The sequence below is a fragment of the Pantoea sp. C2G6 genome (genome assembly GCF_051336815.1).
Classification (GTDB): Bacteria; Pseudomonadota; Gammaproteobacteria; order Enterobacterales; family Enterobacteriaceae; genus Pantoea.
In genome coordinates this window covers 142,311-162,179 of the sequence record NZ_JBGMNJ010000007.1, presented here as the reverse complement: position 1 = coordinate 162,179, position 19,869 = coordinate 142,311, and the positions used below count along the sequence as shown (strand labels likewise).

The following is a 19,869-nucleotide window of genomic DNA, read 5'->3' as shown; positions in this document are numbered from 1 at the left end:
CCCCCGCTGACCGGAGATTTCAATGACCTCATCATCAGGCAAAAAAACGCATGTCGGCGATCGTCCGCTGCACCCCGAAACCCAGATGCTGAACTATGGCTACGATCCGCGCCTCTCTGAAGGCGCGGTCAAACCGCCGGTGTTTCTGACCTCAACCTTTGTGTTTAACAGCGCCGAGGAGGGTCGCGATTTCTTTGACTACGTCTCGGGCCGCCGCGAGCCGCCGGAAGGGAAATCGGGCGGCCTGGTCTATTCCCGTTTTAACCATCCCAACAGCGAGATTGTTGAAGATCGGCTGGCGGTTTATGAGCAGGCGGAGAGCTGTTCGCTCTTCTCATCCGGCATGGCGGCCATCGCCACCACCCTGCTGGCGTTCGCCCGGCCCGGTGAGGTGATCCTGCACTCCCAGCCGCTGTATGGCGGCACCGAAACGCTGCTCAGCAGAACGCTGCACGACCTGAAGATCAAGGCGACGGGCTTCAGCGATGGCAATGATGAGGCCAGAGTGCGGGAGGCGGCGCAGCAGGCGATGGCGCTGGGCCGGGTGGCGGTGATCCTGATTGAAACGCCCGCCAACCCGACCAACAGCCTGGTCAATATTCGCCTGATGGCGCGCATCGCTGATGAGATTGAACAGCGGCAGGGCTCACGGCCGGTGATCGCCTGTGACAATACCCTGCTCGGCCCGCTGTTTCAGCAGCCGCTGACGCTGGGCGCTGACCTGTCACTCTACTCGCTGACCAAGTATGTCGGCGGCCACTCTGACCTGATTGCGGGCGCGGCGATGGGCAGCAAAGCGCTGATGGCGAAAGTGCGCGCCCTGCGCAGCGCAATCGGTACGCAGCTGGACCCGCACTCCAGCTGGATGCTGAGTCGCTCGCTGGAGACGCTGTCACTGCGGATGGAGAAAGCCTGGCACAACGCGGAAGCGGTGGCGGCGTTTCTGCGCGATCACCCGAAAGTGGCGAAGCTGCACTGGCTGCCCTATCTGGACGCGGAGAGTGCGGAGGGGAAAACCTACCGTGAGCAGTGCAGCGGAGCCGGTTCGACCTTTTCGTTCGATATTGTCGGCGGCCAGCCCGCCGCCTTCCGCTTTCTGAATGCGCTGTCGCTGTTTAAGCAGGCGGTGAGCCTCGGCGGCACCGAGTCGCTCGCCAGCCATCCCGGCACCACCACTCACTCCGGCGTGCCGCAGGCGGTGCGTCAGCGGATTGGGATCACTGACGCCACGGTGCGGCTGTCGATCGGCATCGAGAACGCGGGCGACCTGACTGAAGATATAAAGCTGGCGCTGGATCAGGCGTGATCAGCTGACGGTGAAGCCCAGCATCATGCCGGTATCTTCATGCTCCAGCAGATGACAGTGCGCCATGTAAGCCTGTTCGGCGGCGGCGACATAGTTGAAGCGCACCAGCACTTCACTGCGCCAGCCGTCGACATTCACCATATCTTTCCAGCCCTGGCGGTGCGGGGCGGGCGGTTTGCCATTCTCCGACAGAATACGGAACTGGGTGCCGTGAATATGGAACGGATGAAGCATGGCGTCACCTTCGCCGGAGATGGTCCACTTCTCATCGTCGCCCAGCTTCACCGCAAATGCGGGCTTGGTCATATCAAAGGCCTGACCGTTGATCTTGTTGCCGTTATGGAAATCGTAGCCCGCCGGTTGCGCCATGCCGTGCATACTGTGATCCATTGAGCCTGCCATATCGTGCATCCCGTGATCCATCGGCTGCGCTGTCGCTTTCGGCTGCGGCTTTGACATCGCGTGATGACCGCCCTTGCCCATCGCTTTGCTGCCATAGCGCTGCATCAGCGCCTGCATCCCCAGCTGGTCGAGCTGCGGGTCCATCATCAGTTGCAGCCAGCGGCTGTTCAGCCCGTCCGTAGCCGGCAGCGCAGGCAGGGTCGCCAGCCGATCGGGCAGCGTGGCGCTGGCCATGATCCGCAGCGGCAGGATCTGCACCAGCGGCAGCGGCTGATCGAACGGAGCCAGCGTCATACCCATCTGCTCTGTCGGCAGCGTCAGCAGATCAAAGGCCTTGCCGTCAGAGGTATCGACCATCACCTCAAAACGCTCACCCGGCAGGATCGGCAGCGCGTCGAGTTTCACCGGCTCCGCCAGCAGGCCGCCGTCGCTGCCAATCACATAGAGCGGGCGGCCATCGCTGGCGGCGAGATGCAGGGAGCGGGCGTTGCAGCCGTTCAGCAGACGTAAACGCAGCCAGCCGCGCGGCACCGCATGCTGCGGATAGGGCACGCCGTTGGTCAGCATCATGTCGCCAAACCAGCCGACAGCCGCACGCATTACGTCGAGCTGGTAGTCGATGCGGCTGCCATCTTTGGTCAGCTGCTTATCCTGAAAAATCAGCGGCACATCATCCACGCCCCACTGGGTCGGCAGCCGCAGTGTGCCGCTCTCTTTATCTTCCAGCACGATCAGCCCCGCCAGCCCCTGCGCCACCTGATGGCCGGTTTTGCCATGCAGATGCGGGTGATACCAGCAGGTCGCCGCGGGTTGATCCGGGGTAAAGGAGACCTGACGCGAGCCGCCGGGCGCAATCGTCGCCTGCGGGCCGCCATCCACCGCGCCAGGGATTTCCAGCCCGTGCCAGTGCAGGGTCGTCGCCTCGCTGAGCCGGTTATGGATGTTCACCGTCACCGGTTTACCGCTCTGTAACTTCAGCACCGGCCCCAGCAGGCTGCCGTTGTAGCCCCAGGTCGGCACCGCTTTGCCGTTCCACTGGGTGGTGCCCTGCATCGCGGTGAGGCTGTAGCTGCCGCGGGCATCGGGGGTTAATAAAGAGGGAATGGGTAACAGTGGGCGGCTGGCCGCCATCAGTGAACGGCTCCAGAGCGGCAGGGCTCCGGCTGCACTCAGTGCGGCGGTGAGTTTCAGAAAATGGCGACGTTGCATGGTGTTCATCCTTGTAGCATCAGAGCGAACAGCCTAAACCCTGACCTTATGGGAAGGTCAAGCGTTACCCGCCAGAATCTGACGAAAAAAAGCGGTCGTGCGGCCCGCATCGGCAAATTAATCGAAAAGCAGAGAATAACTGTGCTAACGTCATCCCCAATATCCATTGAAGAGAACGATTATGAAGCAAAGCATTAAGATCCTGCTGTTGACGGGACTCCTTGGCTTCTCCTCCACCAGTTTTGCCCTGAGCGAATCGGAAGCGGAAGATCTGGCCGATCTCACGGCGGTTTTTGTCTACCTGAAAAACGATTGCGGCTATCAGGATCTGCCGGATGCGCAGATTCGCAAAGCACTGGTCTTTTTTGCCCAGCAGAACCGCTGGGATTTAAGCAACTACAGCAATTACAACATGAAGGCGCTGGGCGAAGAGAGCTATCGCGATCTCAGCGGCATCGCCATCACCAACGACAAAAAATGTAAGTCACTGGCGCGTGATTCCCTGAGCCTGCTGGCCTACGTCCGGTAACGCCATCGCTCTCTGCTGCTGGAGATTTGACCGTGCAACCCCGGTCAGAGTTAGCTATGATGTGCCGCCCATTTTCATGGCGATGTCATCAGAGGAGAGCCCCACCATGGCCCAAAATGAAATGTGGTATGAAACGCTTCATGCCGGTTTTGGCCAGTATTTCACGGTTGATAAAGAGCTGTACCGTGAGAAGACTGCGCATCAGGATTTAATCATTTTCGAAAATGCCGCGATGGGTCGCGTTATGGCGCTGGACGGCGTGGTGCAGACCACCGAGCGCGACGAATTTATCTATCATGAAATGATGACCCACGTTCCGCTGCTGGCGCACGGCGCGGCGCGCAGCGTCCTGATCATTGGCGGCGGCGACGGCGCGATGCTGCGCGAAGTGTCACGGCATCCAGAGATTGAGAAGATCACGATGGTGGAGATCGATGCGGGTGTGGTGACGTTCTGCCGCCAGTATCTGCCGAACCACAGCGCCGGTGCCTATGACGATCCACGCTTTACGCTGGTGATTGATGACGGGGTTAACTTCGTTAATCAGACCCAGGAAAAATTTGACGTCATCATCTCTGACTGCACCGATCCGATTGGGCCAGGCGAGAGTCTCTTTACCTCAGAATTCTATGCCGGCTGCAAAGCGGCGCTTAATAAAAATGGCATCTTTGTGGCGCAGAATGGCGTCTGCTTCCTGCAACAGGATGAGGCGGTCAACAGCCATCGCAAGCTGGGTCACTATTTTGCCGATGTCAGCTTCTATCAGGCGGCGATCCCGACCTATTATGGCGGCATCATGACCTTTGCCTGGGCGAGTGACAACCCGGCGCTGCGTCAGATCGACAGTGCGACTTTACAGGCGCGCTTCGAAGCCGCGGGCCTGACCTGCCGCTACTACACACCGGCGATTCATACTGGCAGCTTTGCCCTGCCGCAATATCTGTTGAATGCGTTATCCGCCGCGCGCGGATAGCCCATCTCTAAGGGGGTGAACGAAATTGCAAAAGCTAAAACTACATGGCTTCAACAACCTGACAAAAAGCCTGAGTTTTTGTATTTACGATATTTGCTATGCGAATACTGAAGCTGAACGCGATGGCTACATCGCCTACATTGATGAACAATACAACGCCAACCGCCTGACCGAAATTCTGACCGAGACCTGCTCGATCATTGGTGCCAACGTGCTGAACATTGCGCGCCAGGATTATGAGCCGCAGGGTGCCAGCGTCACCATTCTGGTCAGCGAAGAGCCGATCGATCCGAAAGATATTGATACCTCAGAACACCCAGGCCCGCTGCCCAACTCGGTAGTGGCCCATCTCGATAAAAGTCACATCTGCGTGCACACCTACCCGGAGAGCCATCCCGAAGGCGGGCTTTGCACCTTCCGCGCCGACATTGAAGTCTCCACCTGTGGCGTTATCTCGCCGCTGAAAGCGCTGAACTATCTGATCCACCAGCTGGAGTCAGACATTGTGACCGTCGACTACCGGGTGCGCGGCTTTACCCGTGACGTGAAAGGGATGAAGCACTTTATCGACCATGAGATCAACTCGATTCAGAACTTCATGTCGGAAGATATGAAAGCGATGTATGACATGGTGGATGTGAACGTCTATCAGGAAAATATCTTTCATACCAAGATGTTGCTGAAAGAGTTCGACCTGAAGCACTACCTGTTCAATACCCGCCCGGAAGATCTCAGCCCACAGGAGCACAAGCGGATTACCGACCTGCTGTGGAAAGAGATGCGTGAAATCTATTACGGCAGAAATATCCCCTCCGTGGGGCTGAAAACGCTGTAATTATCCGACGCGCAGCCATGACAGACCCTGCGCTGCGCGTCTTTTCTGCCTGCTCCTCCCTGCATAACCTCTCTGCCATAGCCTGATCGCAAACAACACGCCGCCATTCCCGGAGTGCTATTTTCAGCGCTCAATGTTCATCCCTCAACAGGCAAAAACAATGGCAAAGATTAATATTCTTGATTTCAATGCCGTCCCGGACGCCACTACCCTCTCCACCCAGGCTATTCAGCGTGCGATCGACAGCGCCGCCGCGGGCGACACCGTGCTGATCCCGGCGGGCCGATTTCTGACCGGCGCGCTGTTTTTAAAAAGCGAGATGACGCTGGAGCTGGCAAAAGATGCCGTGCTGCTCGGCAGTGAGCGGCTGGAGGATTATCCCCTCATCGACAGCCGCGTGGCCGGGATCGATATGGTCTGGCCTGCGGCGCTGCTTAACCTCAATCAGTGTTGCAACGTCAGGGTCTGCGGCAGCGGTACCCTCGACGGGCAGGGCGCTGTCTGGTGGCATAAATTCTGGGGTGCAGATGAAAACGGCGGGATGCTGGCGGACTACAGCCGGCGCGGTCTGCGCTGGGTGGTCGATTACGATTGCCAGCGCCCGCGCAACCTGGTGGTTTATCAGAGTGAAAACATCAGGCTGGAGGGGTTTACCTCACGGGATTCCGGCTTCTGGAACCTGCACATCTGTTATTCGAATCAGGTCAGCGTGCAGGGACTTCAGGTGATCAATGGCGCTGGCCCCAGCACCGACGGCATCGATATTGATTCCAGCCAGCGGGTTCGCGTCGAGGGCTGTACCGTTTCCTGCAATGACGACAATATCTGCGTGAAGTCGGGCCGTGGCGCTGAGGCGCAACAGCTGGCCCGAACCGCGCGGGATATTATCATCCACGACTGTACCCTGCTGAACGGCTCCGGCATTACGCTGGGCAGCGAGACCTCCGGCGGCATTGAAAACGTCATCATTGAGCATAACCGCTTCTCAGGCACCGGCGTCGGCTTCCGCATCAAGTCAGCCCGCAACCGCGGCGGCTGGATCAAAAATATTATCGTCCGCCACCTGACGCTGGAGGATGTCAGCTACCCCTTTATGCTCCAGCTTAACTGGTTCCCGCAGTACAGCTACAGCGAACAGCCTGCCGACACAGAGCAGCCAGCGCACTGGCGCAAGCTGGCGTCAGGCGTGGAGGGTGCGGCGGGGTTGACCCATGTGGAGAATATCCACATCAGCCATATTTGCAGCCGCCTGACTCAGCCTGCGGCGTTTTCGCGCGCGTTCTTTATTGAAGGCGCGGCGGAACATCCGATTGCGCAGCTCCATTTCAGCGATGTCCGGCTTCAGGCGCAGGAGTTTGGCAAAATAGCCGGGGTCAGGGATCTCAGGTTTGAGCGGGTCACGGTTGACGCCCCTGCCGCCACACAGAGTGAAAATGATGAGTATGCGCGCTAGCGGCGCGTGAGGATAATGCCCGCTGAGCAATAGCGGGCGGGCGTTACGCGGGAGTGAGCGTCAGCGCAATGGTGCGCTCACGCAGCGTGCGGCAGACCGCTTCATCCAGCCGGCTGTCAGTGACCACATCGGTCAGCTGATCCAGCGGCGCGGCGCAGAACAGTGACCAGGAGCCATATTTGCTGCTGTCCGCCAGCAGCACCCGGCGCGTCGCATTGGCCAGCAGATCCTGTTTCAGCCCCGCTTTCTCTTCGGTTGGCGTGGTAATGCCGCGCTCCAGGCTCCAGGAGTTACAGCTGACAAAGGCAATATCGGGATTGATGCTGCGCAGCAGCCGACGCCCATGTTCACCAATACAGGACTGGCTGGAGTCGTCGATACGACCGCCAATAATGGTCACTTCGATCTGCCTGAACTCAGAGAGAAACAGCGCAATGTGCAGATCGGCGGTGATCACCCGCAACGGCAGATGGGTCAGCTGTCGCGCCAGCTCCAGCATGGTGGTGCCCGCGTCCAGCACTATCGCGTCACCCGCCCGGACGAAGCTGGCGGCGCATCCCGCGATCGCCTGCTTCTCGGCCAGGTTGCGCTGCATCTTCTCCAGCGTGGTCGGCTGGGCAGGAATGAAGCGGTTCAGGGTGACGCCGCCATGACTGCGACTGATCACCCCCTCTTTATCCAGCTTGATCAGATCGCGACGGATGGTGGCGGGTGAAGCGGAGATAGCGCTTACCAGTTGCTCAACAGTCACCAGATTATGGCTTTTCAGGTAGTCCATAATCTGGTCAAGACGGCTCTGTCCCTTCATATTTCCCTATGCGAGCTGCATTGCGAGTTTGATTGAGATCGCCATGCTCTCAGACTTCGCTTTACCTGTCCAGGCGATATCAAACGCGGTGCCGTGGTCGGCCGAGGTGCGGATAAAGGGCAGGCCGGCGGTGATGTTTACCCCATCATAGAAGCCCAGCAGTTTCAGCGGAATATGCCCCTGATCGTGGTACATCGCCACCACCATGTCATACAGCCCCTCCTGGCATTGCAGGAACACGGTGTCGGGTGGACAGGGGCCGGAGACATCGATCCCCTGCGCTTTCATCGCCTGAATTGCGGGCGTCACGGTGGTGATCTCCTCATCGCCAAACAGCCCGTTTTCACCGGCGTGCGGGTTGACGCCCGCCACCGCGATACGGGGTGCGTGATAGCCGACGCGACGCAGGAAGGTGTCCGCCATGCCAATCACCGTTTTGATGCGCGTCTGATTCAGCGTGTCGAGGAATTTGCGCAGCGCGATATGGGTGGTGACATGGATTACTTTAAGCTTATCGGTGTAGAGCACCATGGCGTAATCTTTGGTGCCGGTCAGGTGCGCCAGCAGTTCGGTATGACCCGGATAGAGATGGCCTGCCGCATGCATCGCCTCTTTGTTCAGCGGCGCGGTCGCGATGGCGTGCACCTCGCCCGCCAGCGCCAGTTCGGTGGCGCGCTTAACGCAGCGCCACGCCAGATCGCCCGCCTCTTTCTGCACCACGCCCGGCTTCAGCGCCTCGGGATCGGCTAAAGGCTCATCGATCACATTGATGATGCCAGGAGCGAACCGGGCCTGCGCGACCCGATCAAGTACCCGTAATTCCGCCTGCGGCGTGATGTTCATCGCCATAATGCGGCGCAGCGTGCTGGCACAGCCAATCACCACGGCAGGTACGCCGTTCAGCTCACCCGCGGAGAGCGATTTGATGATGATTTCCGGGCTGATGCCCGCCGGATCGCCCATGGTGATCGCAATAATTTTACTCACTCGACTTCTCCTCAATAAAATCAATGGCTGCTACCAGGGTGTTTTTGTCGCCAAAGCCACCCGCTTTGGTCATCACCGGCAGGGTAAATTCACTGTTAAGCAGAACCCCGTGCGGCACACAGCCCGCCACCAGGCCCTGAATGCTGAAGCCGCTGGCGCCCAACGCCTGCGCGACGGCAATCGCCACATCGCCACCGGAGAGATAGAGCGCATGGGGCAGCCGCGCACGGCAGAGACTCTGCGTTATCTCGCCCAGCAACCGGCAGATCCCCTCGCCCAGTTGCTGGCGTGTCAGGCCGGACTGCTGGCAGAGACGATCGATCTCATGCCGCTGGGCAGCGTGCTGGCAGGTGCGGATCAGCGTATGGCGACCGGCGCGCAGCGCGGCGGCGCACTGCTCGATCCACTGCTCCCGATCAGGCCAGGCGGGCTGCTGAAACAGCTGCGTAATGTCAATATCCACGAGGGTGACTGCCCGCTGGTGCATCAGCGTGTCGATCTGCTGCTGTGCGCTGCCGCTCATCGATCCCACCACCGCCAGCACCGGCCGGCGCGGCCGGACCGAGAGAAAGGCTCCCAGCGCATCACTTAATCCGGCCGCCCCTACCAGCAGCGGTTTCTCAGGCAGCCGCGCCGCCGCTGCCACCAGCCGAGCCAGGTCAGCATCATTCTCCGCGTCCACCACTACCACACCGCGTGCCGCCGCTAACACTGCGTCAAGCGCATCGCTGCGCAGCGTCGTGAGATCGATTTCGCTGCCGTCGAGCTGCATCTGCTGCAACACGCTGGCGCTGCGGATCGGGGTTTTGGGATCGCTGGCGAATTCGGTGTCAGTGAGTAAGCGCTGATCGATCCACACCTTACCGTCGCGGGTGGTGCGGCTCAGTCGTGGAACCGCCGGAGCAACCAGCGCCAGCGTTTTGCCACTGGCACGCAGTGCCGCCTCAGTTTCTGCACCGACGTTGCCGCGCAGAGTGGAGTCGATCTTTTTAAACAGCCAGCCCTGATGCATCTGCTCCGCATAGTGTTGCACTACGCCGGTGACGCGCCCGGCGGCCTGTTCCGCGCTGATGGCGCGGCTGTCGGTGCTGATAACCAGCACATCCGCCGCCTCACCCTGCCATTGCCGCTGTGCGCCAAACAGTACATGCACTCCGGCACCCGCCTGTGCCAGTCCGCTACCGGCATCATTGGCGCCGGTAAAATCATCGGCAATGACCAGCACCGGGGTTTTCCACAATGATGAGCCCATCCTCTCTCCTGTCTGGCTGTTGCCTCTGCAATTGATTATATTCAATCATGATTGATTATATGTGAGCAAGATCAAATTAATCGAAATCGATATGTCCTATAAAATTAGCCACAGAGAGTGATTAACCCTGCCTTCAATTGAGCAAAATTAATCATTCGCTCAGCAATGACAGCAATAAGGGCAACAGATGAATATCAATAGCACGGTGATCAGCGGCTATCAGGCGCTAAACGACATGCGCTATCTGCTGAATGGAATATCGACAGCGTTAGTGGTAACGGATAAGAACATTGAAGCCATTCCGGCGGTGCAGGCGCTGATAAAGCAGCTTCACACGCTGATCCCGCAGCTCAGCGTGGTAAACAGCGTGCCGCCCGAGCCACGGCAGCATGATGTGGCGGCGATTGTCACGGCGCTGCCACAGCGTCAGGTCGATATGGTGATTGGCATCGGCGGCGGCAGCGTGCTGGATGTAGCCAAACTGCTCTCGGTGCTGTGCGCTGACACCGCGCCGTCGCTGGAAGCGCTGCTGGCGGGCGAGAAGCCGCGGCACCGCACCCGCTCAATACTGATCCCCACCACCGCCGGCACCGGATCCGAAGCAACGCCTAACGCGATTCTGGCGATCCCGGAGAAAGAGACCAAAGTCGGCATCATCTCACCGGTGATGCTGCCCGACGTGGTGGCGCTGGTGCCGGAACTGACCACCAGCATGCCGGCTCATATCGCCTCTTCAACCGGTATTGACGCGCTCTGCCACCTGATTGAATGCTTCACCGCCAGCGTCGCCAATCCGGTCAGCGACAACTATGCGCTGACCGGCATGAAGAAGCTGTTCGCTCACCTCGAAACAACGCTGCGTGAACCGGATAACCTGCTGGCGCGGCTGGAGATGCTGTGGGCCTCCTATTACGGCGGCGCGTCGATTGCCCATGCCGGTACGCATCTGGTGCACGCCATGTCCTACCCGCTCGGCGGCAGATATCATCTGCCGCACGGCGTCGCCAACGCCATCCTGCTCGCCCCCTGTATGCGCTTCGTCCGTCCGGCGGCGGTGAGCAAATTCGCCCAGGCGTACGATCTGCTGCCGAAAGCCGACGCCCGCTTAAGCGACGAGCAGAAATCCCACGCGCTGGTCGATTACTTCACCGCGCTGGTGGCGCGTCTGCAACTGCCAGCCAGTCTGGAAGCACTGGGCATCAGCCCGGATCACCTGCCCTGGTTAGTGGAAGCGGCGCTCGACGTTCAGCGGCTGATGAAAAACGTGCCGATGGCCGTCACCGCCGACGATGTTCGCGCGATCTATCTGACGCTGTTTCCCTCCTGCCAGGCGGAGAAAAGTTATGCATAACAAGATAAGCGGCGTACTGACCGCCATCGTCACCACCTTTGATCAGGAAGGTGCCTTTAATCCGGTGGCGCAGCGTGAGCAGGTGAGACGGCAGATCGACGCCGGTAACGGCATTTTTTGCGGTGGCACCAACGGAGAGTTTTTCGTGCTGAACGAGCAGGAGAAGATCGCGGTAACAGCCACCTGCGTCGAGGAGGTCAACGGCAGAGCGCCGGTAGTGGCGCACATTGGCGAGATCTCGACCCGCGAAACCCTGCGGCTCGGCCAGCAGATCGCCCGCCTCGGCGTCGATGCCGTCTCCGCCATTACGCCCTGGTTTGTGCCACTGAAGCAGCAGGAGCTGATCGACCACTATCAGCGCGTGGCCGATGCCCTTAGCGTGCCGCTGTTCCTCTATAACATCCCGGCGCGCACCGGCAATACGCTCCAGCCGGAAACCGTGCGCACGCTGGCGGCGCACCCGAACATCATTGGCATCAAAGATTCAGCGGGCAGCTATGAAAGCCTGAGTGGATTCCTGCAAGCCACCGCCGACTGCGACGGCTTTGATGTGCTGAACGGTCCCGACTCGCTGATCCATCAGGGATTTGTCGATGGCTGCTCCGCCGCCATTTCCGGGCTGGCCAACGTGGCGCCCGAGGCGATCAACGCGATCTGGGCCCGCTTTAACGCCGGAGATATTGCCGGTTCACGCGAGGCGCAGGAGAGCGTGACCGGGCTGCGCAGCGCGCTCTACAGCATCGGCTTCTCGCCTGCCGCCGTGAAAACAGCGGTCAGGCTCCAGGGCTTTGCGGTCGGCGAAAGCCGCTACGCGGTGCGGTTCAGCGCCGACGAGCAGCAGCAGATCCGCCAAATCCTGAACCGCTGTTTATCTTAACGTCCATTGCCTTTGTCCCCTATTGGTCAGATGAGAAAGAACCTGACGGTCGCCATCTGCCAGCACAATCGAGGTCATGATGAAATCATTTTCAACTGAGAGCACCTTACTGATCGTCGGCATGGTGGTCGCCTATATCCTGTTCACCACCTGGCTGACCTGGCGGCTGCGCAGTAAAACCAGCGGCGACTTTATGGAAGGCTCGCGCGCCATGCCTGCTTTTATCGTCGGCATTATGCTGATGTCTGAATATATCGGCGCGAAATCGACCATCGGCACCGCCCAGGCGGCGTTTGAGGATGGCTTTGCCGCGTCCTGGTCGGTGATCGGCGCGGCGATTGGCTTCCCGCTGTTTGGCCTGATCCTGGTCAAACGCATCTATAACACCGGGAAAATCACCATTTCTGGCGCGATCGCTGAGAAATATGGCAACTCGACCAAAAACATTATCTCGCTGATCATGATCTATGCGCTGCTGCTGGTGAACGTCGGTAACTACATCAGCGGCGCGGCAGCCATCTCCACCGTGCTGAAAATCGACCTGACCCAGGCGGCGTTTATCACCGCGGTGGTCAGTACCTTCTACTTTGCGTTTGGCGGTATGAAAGGCGTGGCCTGGGTCACGCTGCTGCACAGCGCACTGAAGTATGCCGGAATCCTCATCATCCTCTTTGTGGCGCTGAAGATGACCGGTGGCGTGGCGCCGATGATGGAGAAAATGCCTGCCTTCTACTGGACCTGGGATGGTCATATCGGGGCCAGCACCATTGTCGCCTGGCTGATTGGGACCATCGGTTCGATCTTCTGTACCCAGTTTGTTATCCAGGCGATCTCCTCCACCAAAGATGTGAAATCAGCGAAGCGCGCCACCTGGGTCGCTTTCTTCTTCTGCCTGCCTATCGGCCTGGCGATGGCGCTGATTGGCGTGGCGGCGAAGTTTGCCCATCCCGACATCAAGAGCCTCTATGCACTGCCGGTGTTTTTGCAGGATATGTCCCCCTGGCTGGCGGGCATAGTCACCACCTCGCTGGTCGCCTCGATCTTTGTCAGCGTCGGGACGGTGGCCCTGGCGATCGCCTCGCTGGTGGTGAAAGATTTTTACGTGCCCTATCGCAACCCGACGCCGGAGCGTGAATTCAGGATGACGCGATGGATCTCGATTGCCATCGGCTTTTTCCCGCTGCTGTTCGTGCTCTTCTTCCCGGAAGTGCTGAAGCTCTCCTTCTTCACCCGTGCGATTCGCCTGTCGATTACCGTGGTGGCGATCATGGCGTTCTATCTGCCGTGGTTTAAGAGCACGCGCGGCGCTAACGCCGGGCTGATTGGGGCCTGCCTGGTCACTTCGGTCTGGTTCCTGATGGGTAACCCGTTTGGTATCGATAATATGTATGTGGCCCTGGCGACCCCGGCGATCATTATGGTGATTGACCGCTGTATCCCGTCACGTCAGTCTCAGTCCAACCCGCAACGCAATGTACAAAAGAGTGGAGCCTAAACATGTCTCAGGAAAGTGCCACCGCAGAACGCACCGGCCAGCTTGCGCCACACCCGCAGGACAGCGCGCAGCAGGTCGCAATGCTGCCCTCCTCCTGCCCGCAGAACCATGCGGCTAATCTGCTGCCGCTGCCGAATGGCGACCTGCTGTGCGTCTGGTTTGGCGGAACCCAGGAAGGGATTGCGGATATTTCCGTCTGGTGTTCCCGACTGGTCAGCGGCGGCGATCGCTGGAGTGACGCGCAACAGCTCTCAGAAGATCCGGGCCGATCCGAACAGAACCCGGTGCTGTTCCTCGATCCCGATCAGAAACTGTGGCTGCTCTGGACCGCGCAGAAGTCGGGCAACCAGGATACCGCCATTGTGCGTTATCGCCAGTCGGACGATCTGGGCCACAGCTGGGGCGAAATTAAAACCCTGCTGGATAAACCCGGCACCTTTATCCGCCAGCCGATTGTGGTGCTGCCCAACGGCAACTGGCTGCTGCCGGTCTTTTACTGCCTGACCCGGCCCGGCGAGAAGTGGGTCGGCAGCTATGACATCAGCGCGGTGAAAATCTCTGAAGATAAAGGGCAGAGCTGGCGCGACGTCAGCGTGCCTGACAGCACCGGCTGCGTCCATATGAACGTTACCCTGCTGGAGGATGGTTCACTGCTGGCGCTCTACCGCAGCCGCTGGGCCGACCATATTTACCAGAGCCGTTCGTTTGATCAGGGTGAAAGCTGGAGCGCGCCACAGCCGCTGTCGCTGCCGAACAATAATTCTTCGATTCAGGTCACCACCCTGCGCAATGGCCATCTGGCGCTGGTGTTCAATAACATGAGCGCCGAAGGAGCCAGCGAACGTCGCCTGTCGCTCTATGACGAAATTGAAGATGATGAGGAGGGAGAGGTTGCCGTAGCTGCTGAACCCCTGGTGCAGAGCGGTCGCACCGCCTTCTGGGGCGCGCCGCGTGCCCCTATGACGCTGGCCATCTCAATGGATGGTGGCAAAAGCTGGCCGCTCCAGCGCAATCTGGATGAGGGCGATGGCTACTGTATGACCAACAACTCACAGCAGAAACTGAACCGTGAGTTCTCCTATCCCAGCATCAAACAGGGCATTCATGGCGAGCTGCATATTGCCTACACCTGGTATCGCCAGGCGATCAAATATGTCCGGGTGGAGGAGTCCTGGGTCGCAGGAGGTGACGCATGATGGATCGGATGGCGCTGGTAACCGGCGCCAGCTCCGGCATCGGCCAGGCGATTGCTGATCGCTTACTGGGCGCAGGCTGGCAGGTCATTGGCCTGAGCCGCTCGGCGATAGCTCGGACTGAGCCAGGCTGGCAGAGCCATCAGATCGACATCAGCGACAGCGCCGCATTGCAGGCTTTACTTGTGACGCTGCCGGTGCCGCAGGCGGTGGTCCATGCAGCCGGTATGATGCAGGCCGCTCCGCTGGGGGAACTGGATCTGCACGCCAGCGCACGCCTGTGGCAGCTGCATATTGCCGCCGCTGAGCAGCTGGCGAATCATTTTGCGCCCCGGATGGGGGCGGGTGGCAGAATTGTGCTGCTGGGAAGCCGTACTTCAGGCGGTGCGGCGGGTCGCAGCCAGTATGTGGCGACCAAATCGGCGATGATCGGTATGGTGCGCAGCTGGGCGGCGGAACTGGCACCGCGCGGCATTACCGCCAATATTGTGGCACCCGGTGCCACCGAAACGCCGATGCTGCAACAGCCAGGTCGGGCCAGCTCACCGCCACGACTGCCGCCGATAGGCCGCTATATTCAGCCGCAGGAAGTGGCCGGGCTGGTCGATTTCCTGCTGTCGCCTGCGGCAGCGGCGATCACGGGTCAGCAACTGGTGATGTGTGGAGGCGCGTCGCTGAGTTAATCACCTGACCGGGCGACACGGGTCGCCCGGTTTTACTCTCTGACGGGCTTGCCGTACTGGTTCACAAACTGGCGATAAGCGGCGATCACCAGCAGAAAATCTTCAATGCCGCAGAACGAGAGGCTCTCTTCGTCGTAGTAGTTCATCCCCTCTTCCATGCCGTCATCTTCCAGCGCCAGCAGGTTAGCGCGGATCATCACCTCTTCCTCATCCAGCAGGATGGTGTATTCACTGCCGACGCGCTGCCATTGCCGCACGCTGCCTTTCACATCTTCGATGGCGGCTTCCACTTCATCCAGCAAGCCCGGATCGTTGCTGACCTCTTCATTAAACCAGTGGCCGACCGCTTCATGATCCATCGACATACGAACCCTGATCTGTCCGGTCACATCGCGTAAAAATTCATATTCCATCGCCCGCTCCTCTCAACATCGTCGCGTCACCTTGTGAGTGTCAGTGCTGCTCTCACGGTAAAGTGTGACAAGCCGCGCATTATTACAGGCTGCGCCGGGAAATCCAGCGTTTGATCGTTCCGGTACTCAAGGCTGAGGCGTAAAAAAGGGGCGAATCATCGCCCCTTCTGTCGCTACCGGGTAAAAATCAGACCGCGGTCTGGAAAATCACGCCGTCAGCTTTCTCGGTGTACTGCGTCAGCTGGTCGAAGTTGAGATAGCGATAGGTGTCGCTGGCGGTTTTATCAACCTGCGCCATAAATTGCTGATACTCATCCGGGGTAGGCAGACGGCCCAACAGCGAGGCCACCGCGGCCAGCTCGGCGGACGCCAGGTAGACGTTCGCACCGGTTCCCAGACGGTTCGGGAAGTTACGGGTCGAGGTAGACACCACCGTCGAACCGTCCGCCACGCGCGCCTGGTTACCCATGCAGAGTGAACAGCCTGGGATTTCGATACGCGCACCGCTCTTACCGAACACGCTGTAGTAGCCCTCTTCGGTCAGCTGTGCCGCATCCATCTTGGTTGGCGGCGCCACCCACAGACGGGTCGGCAGCTGGCCTTTGTGGCTGTCCAGCAGTTTACCGGCGGCACGGAAGTGACCAATGTTGGTCATGCACGAACCGATGAACACCTCATCGATCTTCTCGCCCTGCACGTCAGAGAGCAGACGCGCGTCGTCCGGGTCGTTTGGCGCACAGAGGATCGGCTCTTTGATGTCAGCCAGATCGATCTCGATCACCGCGGCATATTCCGCATCGGCGTCCGCTTCCAGCAGCTGAGGATCGGCCAGCCACTTCTCCATACCTTCAATGCGACGCTCCAGCGTACGACGATCGCCGTAACCTTCGGAGATCATCCACTTCAGCAGCACGATGTTGGAGTTGAGGTATTCAATGATCGGCGCTTTATCCAGCTTGATGGTACAGCCCGCCGCGGAACGTTCAGCTGACGCATCGGACAGCTCAAACGCCTGCTCGACTTTCAGATCCGGCAGACCTTCAATCTCCAGGATGCGGCCAGAGAAGATGTTTTTCTTACCTTTCTTCTCAACGGTCAGCAGACCCTGTTTGATGGCATAGAGCGGAATGGCGTGAACCAGATCGCGCAGGGTAATGCCCGGTTCCATCTTACCTTTGAAGCGCACCAGCACCGATTCCGGCATGTCGAGCGGCATGACGCCGGTCGCGGCGGCAAACGCCACCAGGCCTGAACCCGCCGGGAAAGAGATGCCGATCGGGAAACGGGTGTGCGAGTCACCGCCGGTGCCCACGGTATCCGGCAGCAGCATACGGTTCAGCCAGCTGTGGATAATGCCGTCACCCGGACGCAGCGAGACGCCGCCACGGTTCATGATGAAGTCTGGCAGCGTATGGTGCGTGTTCACATCCACCGGCTTAGGATAGGCCGCGGTGTGGCAGAAGGACTGCATCACCAGATCGGTTGAGAAGCCCAGGCAAGCCAGATCTTTCAGCTCATCACGGGTCATCGGGCCGGTGGTATCCTGCGAGCCAACCGAGGTCATCTTCGGTTCACAATAGGCACCCGGACGCACGCCGGTTACGCCGCAGGCGCGACCAACCATTTTCTGCGCCAGCGAGAAGCCACGGCTGCTCTCGGCCACATCTTTCGCCTGACGGAAGACGGTGCTGTGCGGCAGACCCAGCGACTCGCGCGCTTTGGTGGTCAGACCGCGACCGATGATCAGCGGAATACGGCCACCGGCGCGTACTTCGTCAATCAGCACATCGGTTTTAAGTGCGAAGCTGGCCAGCAGCTCATTGGTTTCGTGGTTACGCACTTCGCCTTTAAATGGATAGATGTCGATGACATCGCCCATGTTCAGGTTGTTGACGTCCACTTCAATCGGCAGTGCGCCCGCATCTTCCATGGTGTTGAAGAAGATTGGCGCAATTTTGCTGCCCAGCACCACGCCGCCGCCTTTTTTATTCGGCACGTTCGGGATGTCGTCGCCCATAAACCACAGCACCGAGTTGGTGGCGGATTTACGTGAAGAACCGGTTCCGACCACGTCACCGACGTAAGCCAGCGGGAAGCCTTTGGTCTTCAGCGCTTCAATTTGTTTGATCGGGCCGATATTGCCGGCTTCGTCTGGCTCAATACCTTCACGGGCATTTTTCAGCATCGCCAGGGCGTGCAGTGGGATGTCAGGACGTGACCAGGCATCCGGGGCCGGAGAGAGGTCGTCGGTGTTGGTTTCGCCAGTGACTTTGAACACGGTGACGGTGATCTTCTCAGCCAGTTCAGGACGTGACAGATACCACTCCGCATCCGCCCAGGATTGCATCACCTGCTTCGCGTACTCATTGCCCGCTTTCGCTTTCTCTTCGACATCATAGAAGTTGTCGAACATCAGCAAGGTGTGAGAGAGCGCTTTCGCCGCGATGGGGGCCAGTTTGCTGTCGTCCAGCGCCTCAATCAGCGGATGAATATTGTAACCGCCCTGCATGGTGCCAAGCAGTTCAACCGCTTTTTCAGGAGAGATCAGAGGAGAGGTTGCTTCGCCTTTGGCGACTGCCGCCAGGAAACCGGCTTTGACATACGCCGCTTCATCGACGCCAGGTGGGACTCGGTTGACCAACAGATCGGTCAGAAATTCTTCTTCACCCGCAGGTGGATTTTTTAGCAGTTCAACCAGCGCGGCCATCTGGGAAGCCTCTAAAGGCTTAGGTACAATTCCCTGGGCAGCACGCTCGGCAACGTGCTTACGGTATTCTTCTAGCACGACGTTATCCTCGCTCTCATTATGTAGGGCTTTCCGACCACCTTGCTCACTTATGGAGAACAACCTTCCCTTTCTTGTCCAGGTTGAGGTGCCCGGTTTCGCGGAGGGCAGAATAGCAGGATTTCGTGCGTTTGTTAATCTGTTTACAAAAATACAACATTATCGACATCGCCTCTTCTGCCGTCTGATCTCAGCGTGTAAGCCCGGTGGGTTAACTGAAAGGGTCCGTACTCAGAGTACCGCAAGTCGCAGAAAAACACGCGCGATTACCTCAGATTACAGCGTTTATCGCAAAGTGATTCAGCAGGATAGATAACTGGCAGGAATGGAAAGTGAATGACGGGCTGAGGCACTGTTATTCCCATCAGGCCAGTGGCCGGCCTGATGGGTCGCCGCTTACTGCAACATTACAGGGTGGTTTTCATCGCCCGCAGCGATTCAGGCCAGTCACCGGGCCAGACATAATGATCTTTTAAGATCCGGGCGCTGTAGTCGAGGCAGATCTTCACGGGCAGATTGGGATAGATTCGCTCCATCTCCTCCACCAGTTCGGCGCTGTTATTCACCTTGTGCAGCGTTTTGATGAAATCCTGAATGTAGGTTCGGGTGAAGCCAATCGCCGAAGGGCTCAGCGTTGGGGTGGTGTTTGAGTGACCGGGAACCAGCACTTTCGGTTCCAGCGCTTCGAGTCTGTCCAGGCTCTCCATCCACTTTGCCATGCGTTCCGGCGTGCGCATATCGGCGATCCAGACGTGGGCGTCGGCAAACACTATATCGGAAGCGATCAGCGTTTTTGTTGAGGGGATCCAGAGCGGAGTCACGCGGATACAGTCACCGCTGAGCATCCCCAGAATTTTGATCGGCTGCCCTTCAAGGTAGATCGTATCCTCTTCCAGTTCGGTAATCGGAAAGGTAGTGCGCGCGCCGTTCTCTTTTAATACCTGCTTGCCCCAGTAATCCACTTTGAAGTCAAAGGCATCATTCACATCTTCGGCGACCTGCTTGTAAGAAAGGATTTCCGCCTCGGGAAAGACCGATTTAATCACTTCCAGGCCGAGAAAATGATCGGGATGCAGATGGGTAATAAAAATGCGCTTCAGGTCGAGGCCGGTTTCAATAATGTCAGCCACTAAGCGATGCGCGTTGGCCAGCGTAAACTGGGCGTCCACCAACAACGCCTCTTTCTCACCCATTATAAGCGTGGAGCTGACCCCGAAGCCGTCATGTAAATCACTGCTGATAAAAACTTTTGTCGATAAGTCCATTTTTCGTCCTCACACCTGAAGGCAGAGCAATGCGTCAGAGGGAATGATACAGA

At 58.8% G+C, this 19,869-nt stretch carries 17 protein-coding genes; 10 read left to right on the top strand and 7 right to left on the bottom strand.

Annotation, left to right across the window (positions count from 1 at the left end; all coding sequences use genetic code 11):
* Positions 1-22: 22 nt before the first annotated feature.
* The gene (locus ACCW71_RS11800) at positions 23-1,306 is read left to right on the top strand and encodes a cystathionine gamma-synthase family protein (protein ID WP_436371534.1); all 1,284 of its coding nucleotides are present in this window, start codon (positions 23-25) and stop codon (positions 1,304-1,306) included.
* On the opposite strand, the gene cueO is transcribed toward ACCW71_RS11800, so the two are convergent.
* Positions 1,307-2,917 (bottom strand): multicopper oxidase CueO, encoded by a 1,611-nt coding sequence (gene cueO, locus ACCW71_RS11795; RefSeq protein ID WP_436371532.1) that lies wholly within the window; start codon positions 2,915-2,917, stop codon positions 1,307-1,309.
* Positions 2,918-3,098: 181 nt separating this feature from the next.
* On the opposite strand from cueO, the gene ACCW71_RS11790 reads away from it, so the two are divergent.
* The 4 genes from ACCW71_RS11790 (at position 3,099) to ACCW71_RS11775 (ending at position 6,707) form a co-directional block, all read left to right on the top strand.
* Complete coding sequence (locus ACCW71_RS11790; RefSeq protein ID WP_009092068.1) at positions 3,099-3,446, top strand: YacC family pilotin-like protein; 348 nt, start codon at positions 3,099-3,101, stop codon at positions 3,444-3,446.
* A gap of 106 nt (positions 3,447-3,552) precedes the next feature.
* Positions 3,553-4,419, top strand: coding sequence for a polyamine aminopropyltransferase (speE, locus tag ACCW71_RS11785; RefSeq protein ID WP_436371530.1), 867 nt, complete (start codon positions 3,553-3,555; stop codon positions 4,417-4,419).
* Positions 4,420-4,444: 25 nt separating this feature from the next.
* Positions 4,445-5,254, top strand: coding sequence for an adenosylmethionine decarboxylase (speD, locus tag ACCW71_RS11780; protein ID WP_436371528.1), 810 nt, complete (start codon positions 4,445-4,447; stop codon positions 5,252-5,254).
* A gap of 160 nt (positions 5,255-5,414) precedes the next feature.
* Entirely contained in the window at positions 5,415-6,707 is a 1,293-nt protein-coding gene (locus tag ACCW71_RS11775) for a glycoside hydrolase family 28 protein (RefSeq protein WP_436371526.1), read from the top strand.
* 43 nt (positions 6,708-6,750) lie between these two features.
* On the opposite strand, the gene ACCW71_RS11770 is transcribed toward ACCW71_RS11775, so the two are convergent.
* Genes ACCW71_RS11770 through dtnK form a run of 3 tightly spaced genes read right to left on the bottom strand, consistent with a single transcriptional unit; the run spans position 6,751 to position 9,754 of the window.
* Positions 6,751-7,515 carry a DeoR/GlpR family DNA-binding transcription regulator gene (locus ACCW71_RS11770; RefSeq protein ID WP_436371524.1) on the bottom strand — a complete coding sequence of 255 codons (765 nt, stop codon included), beginning with the start codon at positions 7,513-7,515 and terminating at the stop codon, positions 6,751-6,753.
* A gap of 6 nt (positions 7,516-7,521) precedes the next feature.
* Positions 7,522-8,502, bottom strand: coding sequence for a D-threonate 4-phosphate dehydrogenase (locus tag ACCW71_RS11765; RefSeq protein ID WP_436371523.1), 981 nt, complete (start codon positions 8,500-8,502; stop codon positions 7,522-7,524).
* The gene (gene dtnK, locus ACCW71_RS11760) at positions 8,495-9,754 is read right to left on the bottom strand and encodes a D-threonate kinase (RefSeq protein ID WP_436371521.1); all 1,260 of its coding nucleotides are present in this window, start codon (positions 9,752-9,754) and stop codon (positions 8,495-8,497) included. The genes ACCW71_RS11765 and dtnK overlap by 8 nt, the downstream gene beginning before the upstream one ends.
* Before the next feature lie 187 nt (positions 9,755-9,941).
* On the opposite strand from dtnK, the gene ACCW71_RS11755 reads away from it, so the two are divergent.
* From ACCW71_RS11755 to ACCW71_RS11735, 5 genes are all read left to right on the top strand, one after another.
* On the top strand, positions 9,942-11,105 hold the full coding sequence (locus ACCW71_RS11755; protein WP_436371519.1) for an iron-containing alcohol dehydrogenase: 1,164 nt from the start codon (positions 9,942-9,944) through the stop codon (positions 11,103-11,105).
* The gene (locus ACCW71_RS11750; RefSeq protein WP_436371517.1) at positions 11,098-11,982 is read left to right on the top strand and encodes a dihydrodipicolinate synthase family protein; all 885 of its coding nucleotides are present in this window, start codon (positions 11,098-11,100) and stop codon (positions 11,980-11,982) included. The genes ACCW71_RS11755 and ACCW71_RS11750 overlap by 8 nt, the downstream gene beginning before the upstream one ends.
* A gap of 79 nt (positions 11,983-12,061) precedes the next feature.
* Positions 12,062-13,477, top strand: coding sequence for a sodium:solute symporter family protein (locus tag ACCW71_RS11745; RefSeq protein ID WP_436371515.1), 1,416 nt, complete (start codon positions 12,062-12,064; stop codon positions 13,475-13,477).
* Positions 13,478-13,479: 2 nt separating this feature from the next.
* Complete coding sequence (locus ACCW71_RS11740) at positions 13,480-14,673, top strand: sialidase family protein (protein ID WP_436371513.1); 1,194 nt, start codon at positions 13,480-13,482, stop codon at positions 14,671-14,673.
* Positions 14,670-15,353, top strand: a complete 684-nt coding sequence (locus ACCW71_RS11735) for an SDR family NAD(P)-dependent oxidoreductase (protein ID WP_436371511.1) — start codon at positions 14,670-14,672, stop codon at positions 15,351-15,353. Before ACCW71_RS11740 ends, ACCW71_RS11735 begins: the two co-directional genes overlap by 4 nt.
* Before the next feature lie 32 nt (positions 15,354-15,385).
* Here ACCW71_RS11735 and yacL read toward each other — a convergent pair whose 3' ends face one another.
* The 3 genes from yacL to ACCW71_RS11720 all read right to left on the bottom strand — a co-directional run bounded on the left by yacL (position 15,386) and on the right by ACCW71_RS11720 (position 19,816).
* The gene (gene yacL / locus ACCW71_RS11730) at positions 15,386-15,766 is read right to left on the bottom strand and encodes a protein YacL (protein ID WP_436371509.1); all 381 of its coding nucleotides are present in this window, start codon (positions 15,764-15,766) and stop codon (positions 15,386-15,388) included.
* A gap of 187 nt (positions 15,767-15,953) precedes the next feature.
* Positions 15,954-18,551, bottom strand: coding sequence for a bifunctional aconitate hydratase 2/2-methylisocitrate dehydratase (gene acnB, locus ACCW71_RS11725; RefSeq protein ID WP_436371507.1), 2,598 nt, complete (start codon positions 18,549-18,551; stop codon positions 15,954-15,956).
* Between the two features lie 407 nt (positions 18,552-18,958).
* Positions 18,959-19,816, bottom strand: a complete 858-nt coding sequence (locus ACCW71_RS11720) for an MBL fold metallo-hydrolase (RefSeq protein ID WP_436371505.1) — start codon at positions 19,814-19,816, stop codon at positions 18,959-18,961.
* Positions 19,817-19,869 lie beyond the last annotated feature (53 nt).

Excerpts from the sequence above, each read along its gene's own strand:
- ACCW71_RS11800 (WP_436371534.1), top strand. The coding sequence starts at position 23 with ATGACCTCATCATCAGGCAAAAAAACGCATGTCGGCGATCGTCCGCTG.
- cueO (WP_436371532.1), bottom strand. The coding sequence starts at position 2,917 with ATGCAACGTCGCCATTTTCTGAAACTCACCGCCGCACTGAGTGCAGCC.
- ACCW71_RS11790 (WP_009092068.1), top strand. The coding sequence starts at position 3,099 with ATGAAGCAAAGCATTAAGATCCTGCTGTTGACGGGACTCCTTGGCTTC.
- speE (WP_436371530.1), top strand. The coding sequence starts at position 3,553 with ATGGCCCAAAATGAAATGTGGTATGAAACGCTTCATGCCGGTTTTGGC.
- ACCW71_RS11775 (WP_436371526.1), top strand. The coding sequence starts at position 5,415 with ATGGCAAAGATTAATATTCTTGATTTCAATGCCGTCCCGGACGCCACT.
- ACCW71_RS11770 (WP_436371524.1), bottom strand. The coding sequence starts at position 7,515 with ATGAAGGGACAGAGCCGTCTTGACCAGATTATGGACTACCTGAAAAGC.
- dtnK (WP_436371521.1), bottom strand. The coding sequence starts at position 9,754 with ATGGGCTCATCATTGTGGAAAACCCCGGTGCTGGTCATTGCCGATGAT.
- ACCW71_RS11755 (WP_436371519.1), top strand. The coding sequence starts at position 9,942 with ATGAATATCAATAGCACGGTGATCAGCGGCTATCAGGCGCTAAACGAC.
- ACCW71_RS11750 (WP_436371517.1), top strand. The coding sequence starts at position 11,098 with ATGCATAACAAGATAAGCGGCGTACTGACCGCCATCGTCACCACCTTT.
- ACCW71_RS11745 (WP_436371515.1), top strand. The coding sequence starts at position 12,062 with ATGAAATCATTTTCAACTGAGAGCACCTTACTGATCGTCGGCATGGTG.
- ACCW71_RS11740 (WP_436371513.1), top strand. The coding sequence starts at position 13,480 with ATGTCTCAGGAAAGTGCCACCGCAGAACGCACCGGCCAGCTTGCGCCA.
- ACCW71_RS11735 (WP_436371511.1), top strand. The coding sequence starts at position 14,670 with ATGATGGATCGGATGGCGCTGGTAACCGGCGCCAGCTCCGGCATCGGC.
- yacL (WP_436371509.1), bottom strand. The coding sequence starts at position 15,766 with ATGGAATATGAATTTTTACGCGATGTGACCGGACAGATCAGGGTTCGT.
- ACCW71_RS11720 (WP_436371505.1), bottom strand. The coding sequence starts at position 19,816 with ATGGACTTATCGACAAAAGTTTTTATCAGCAGTGATTTACATGACGGC.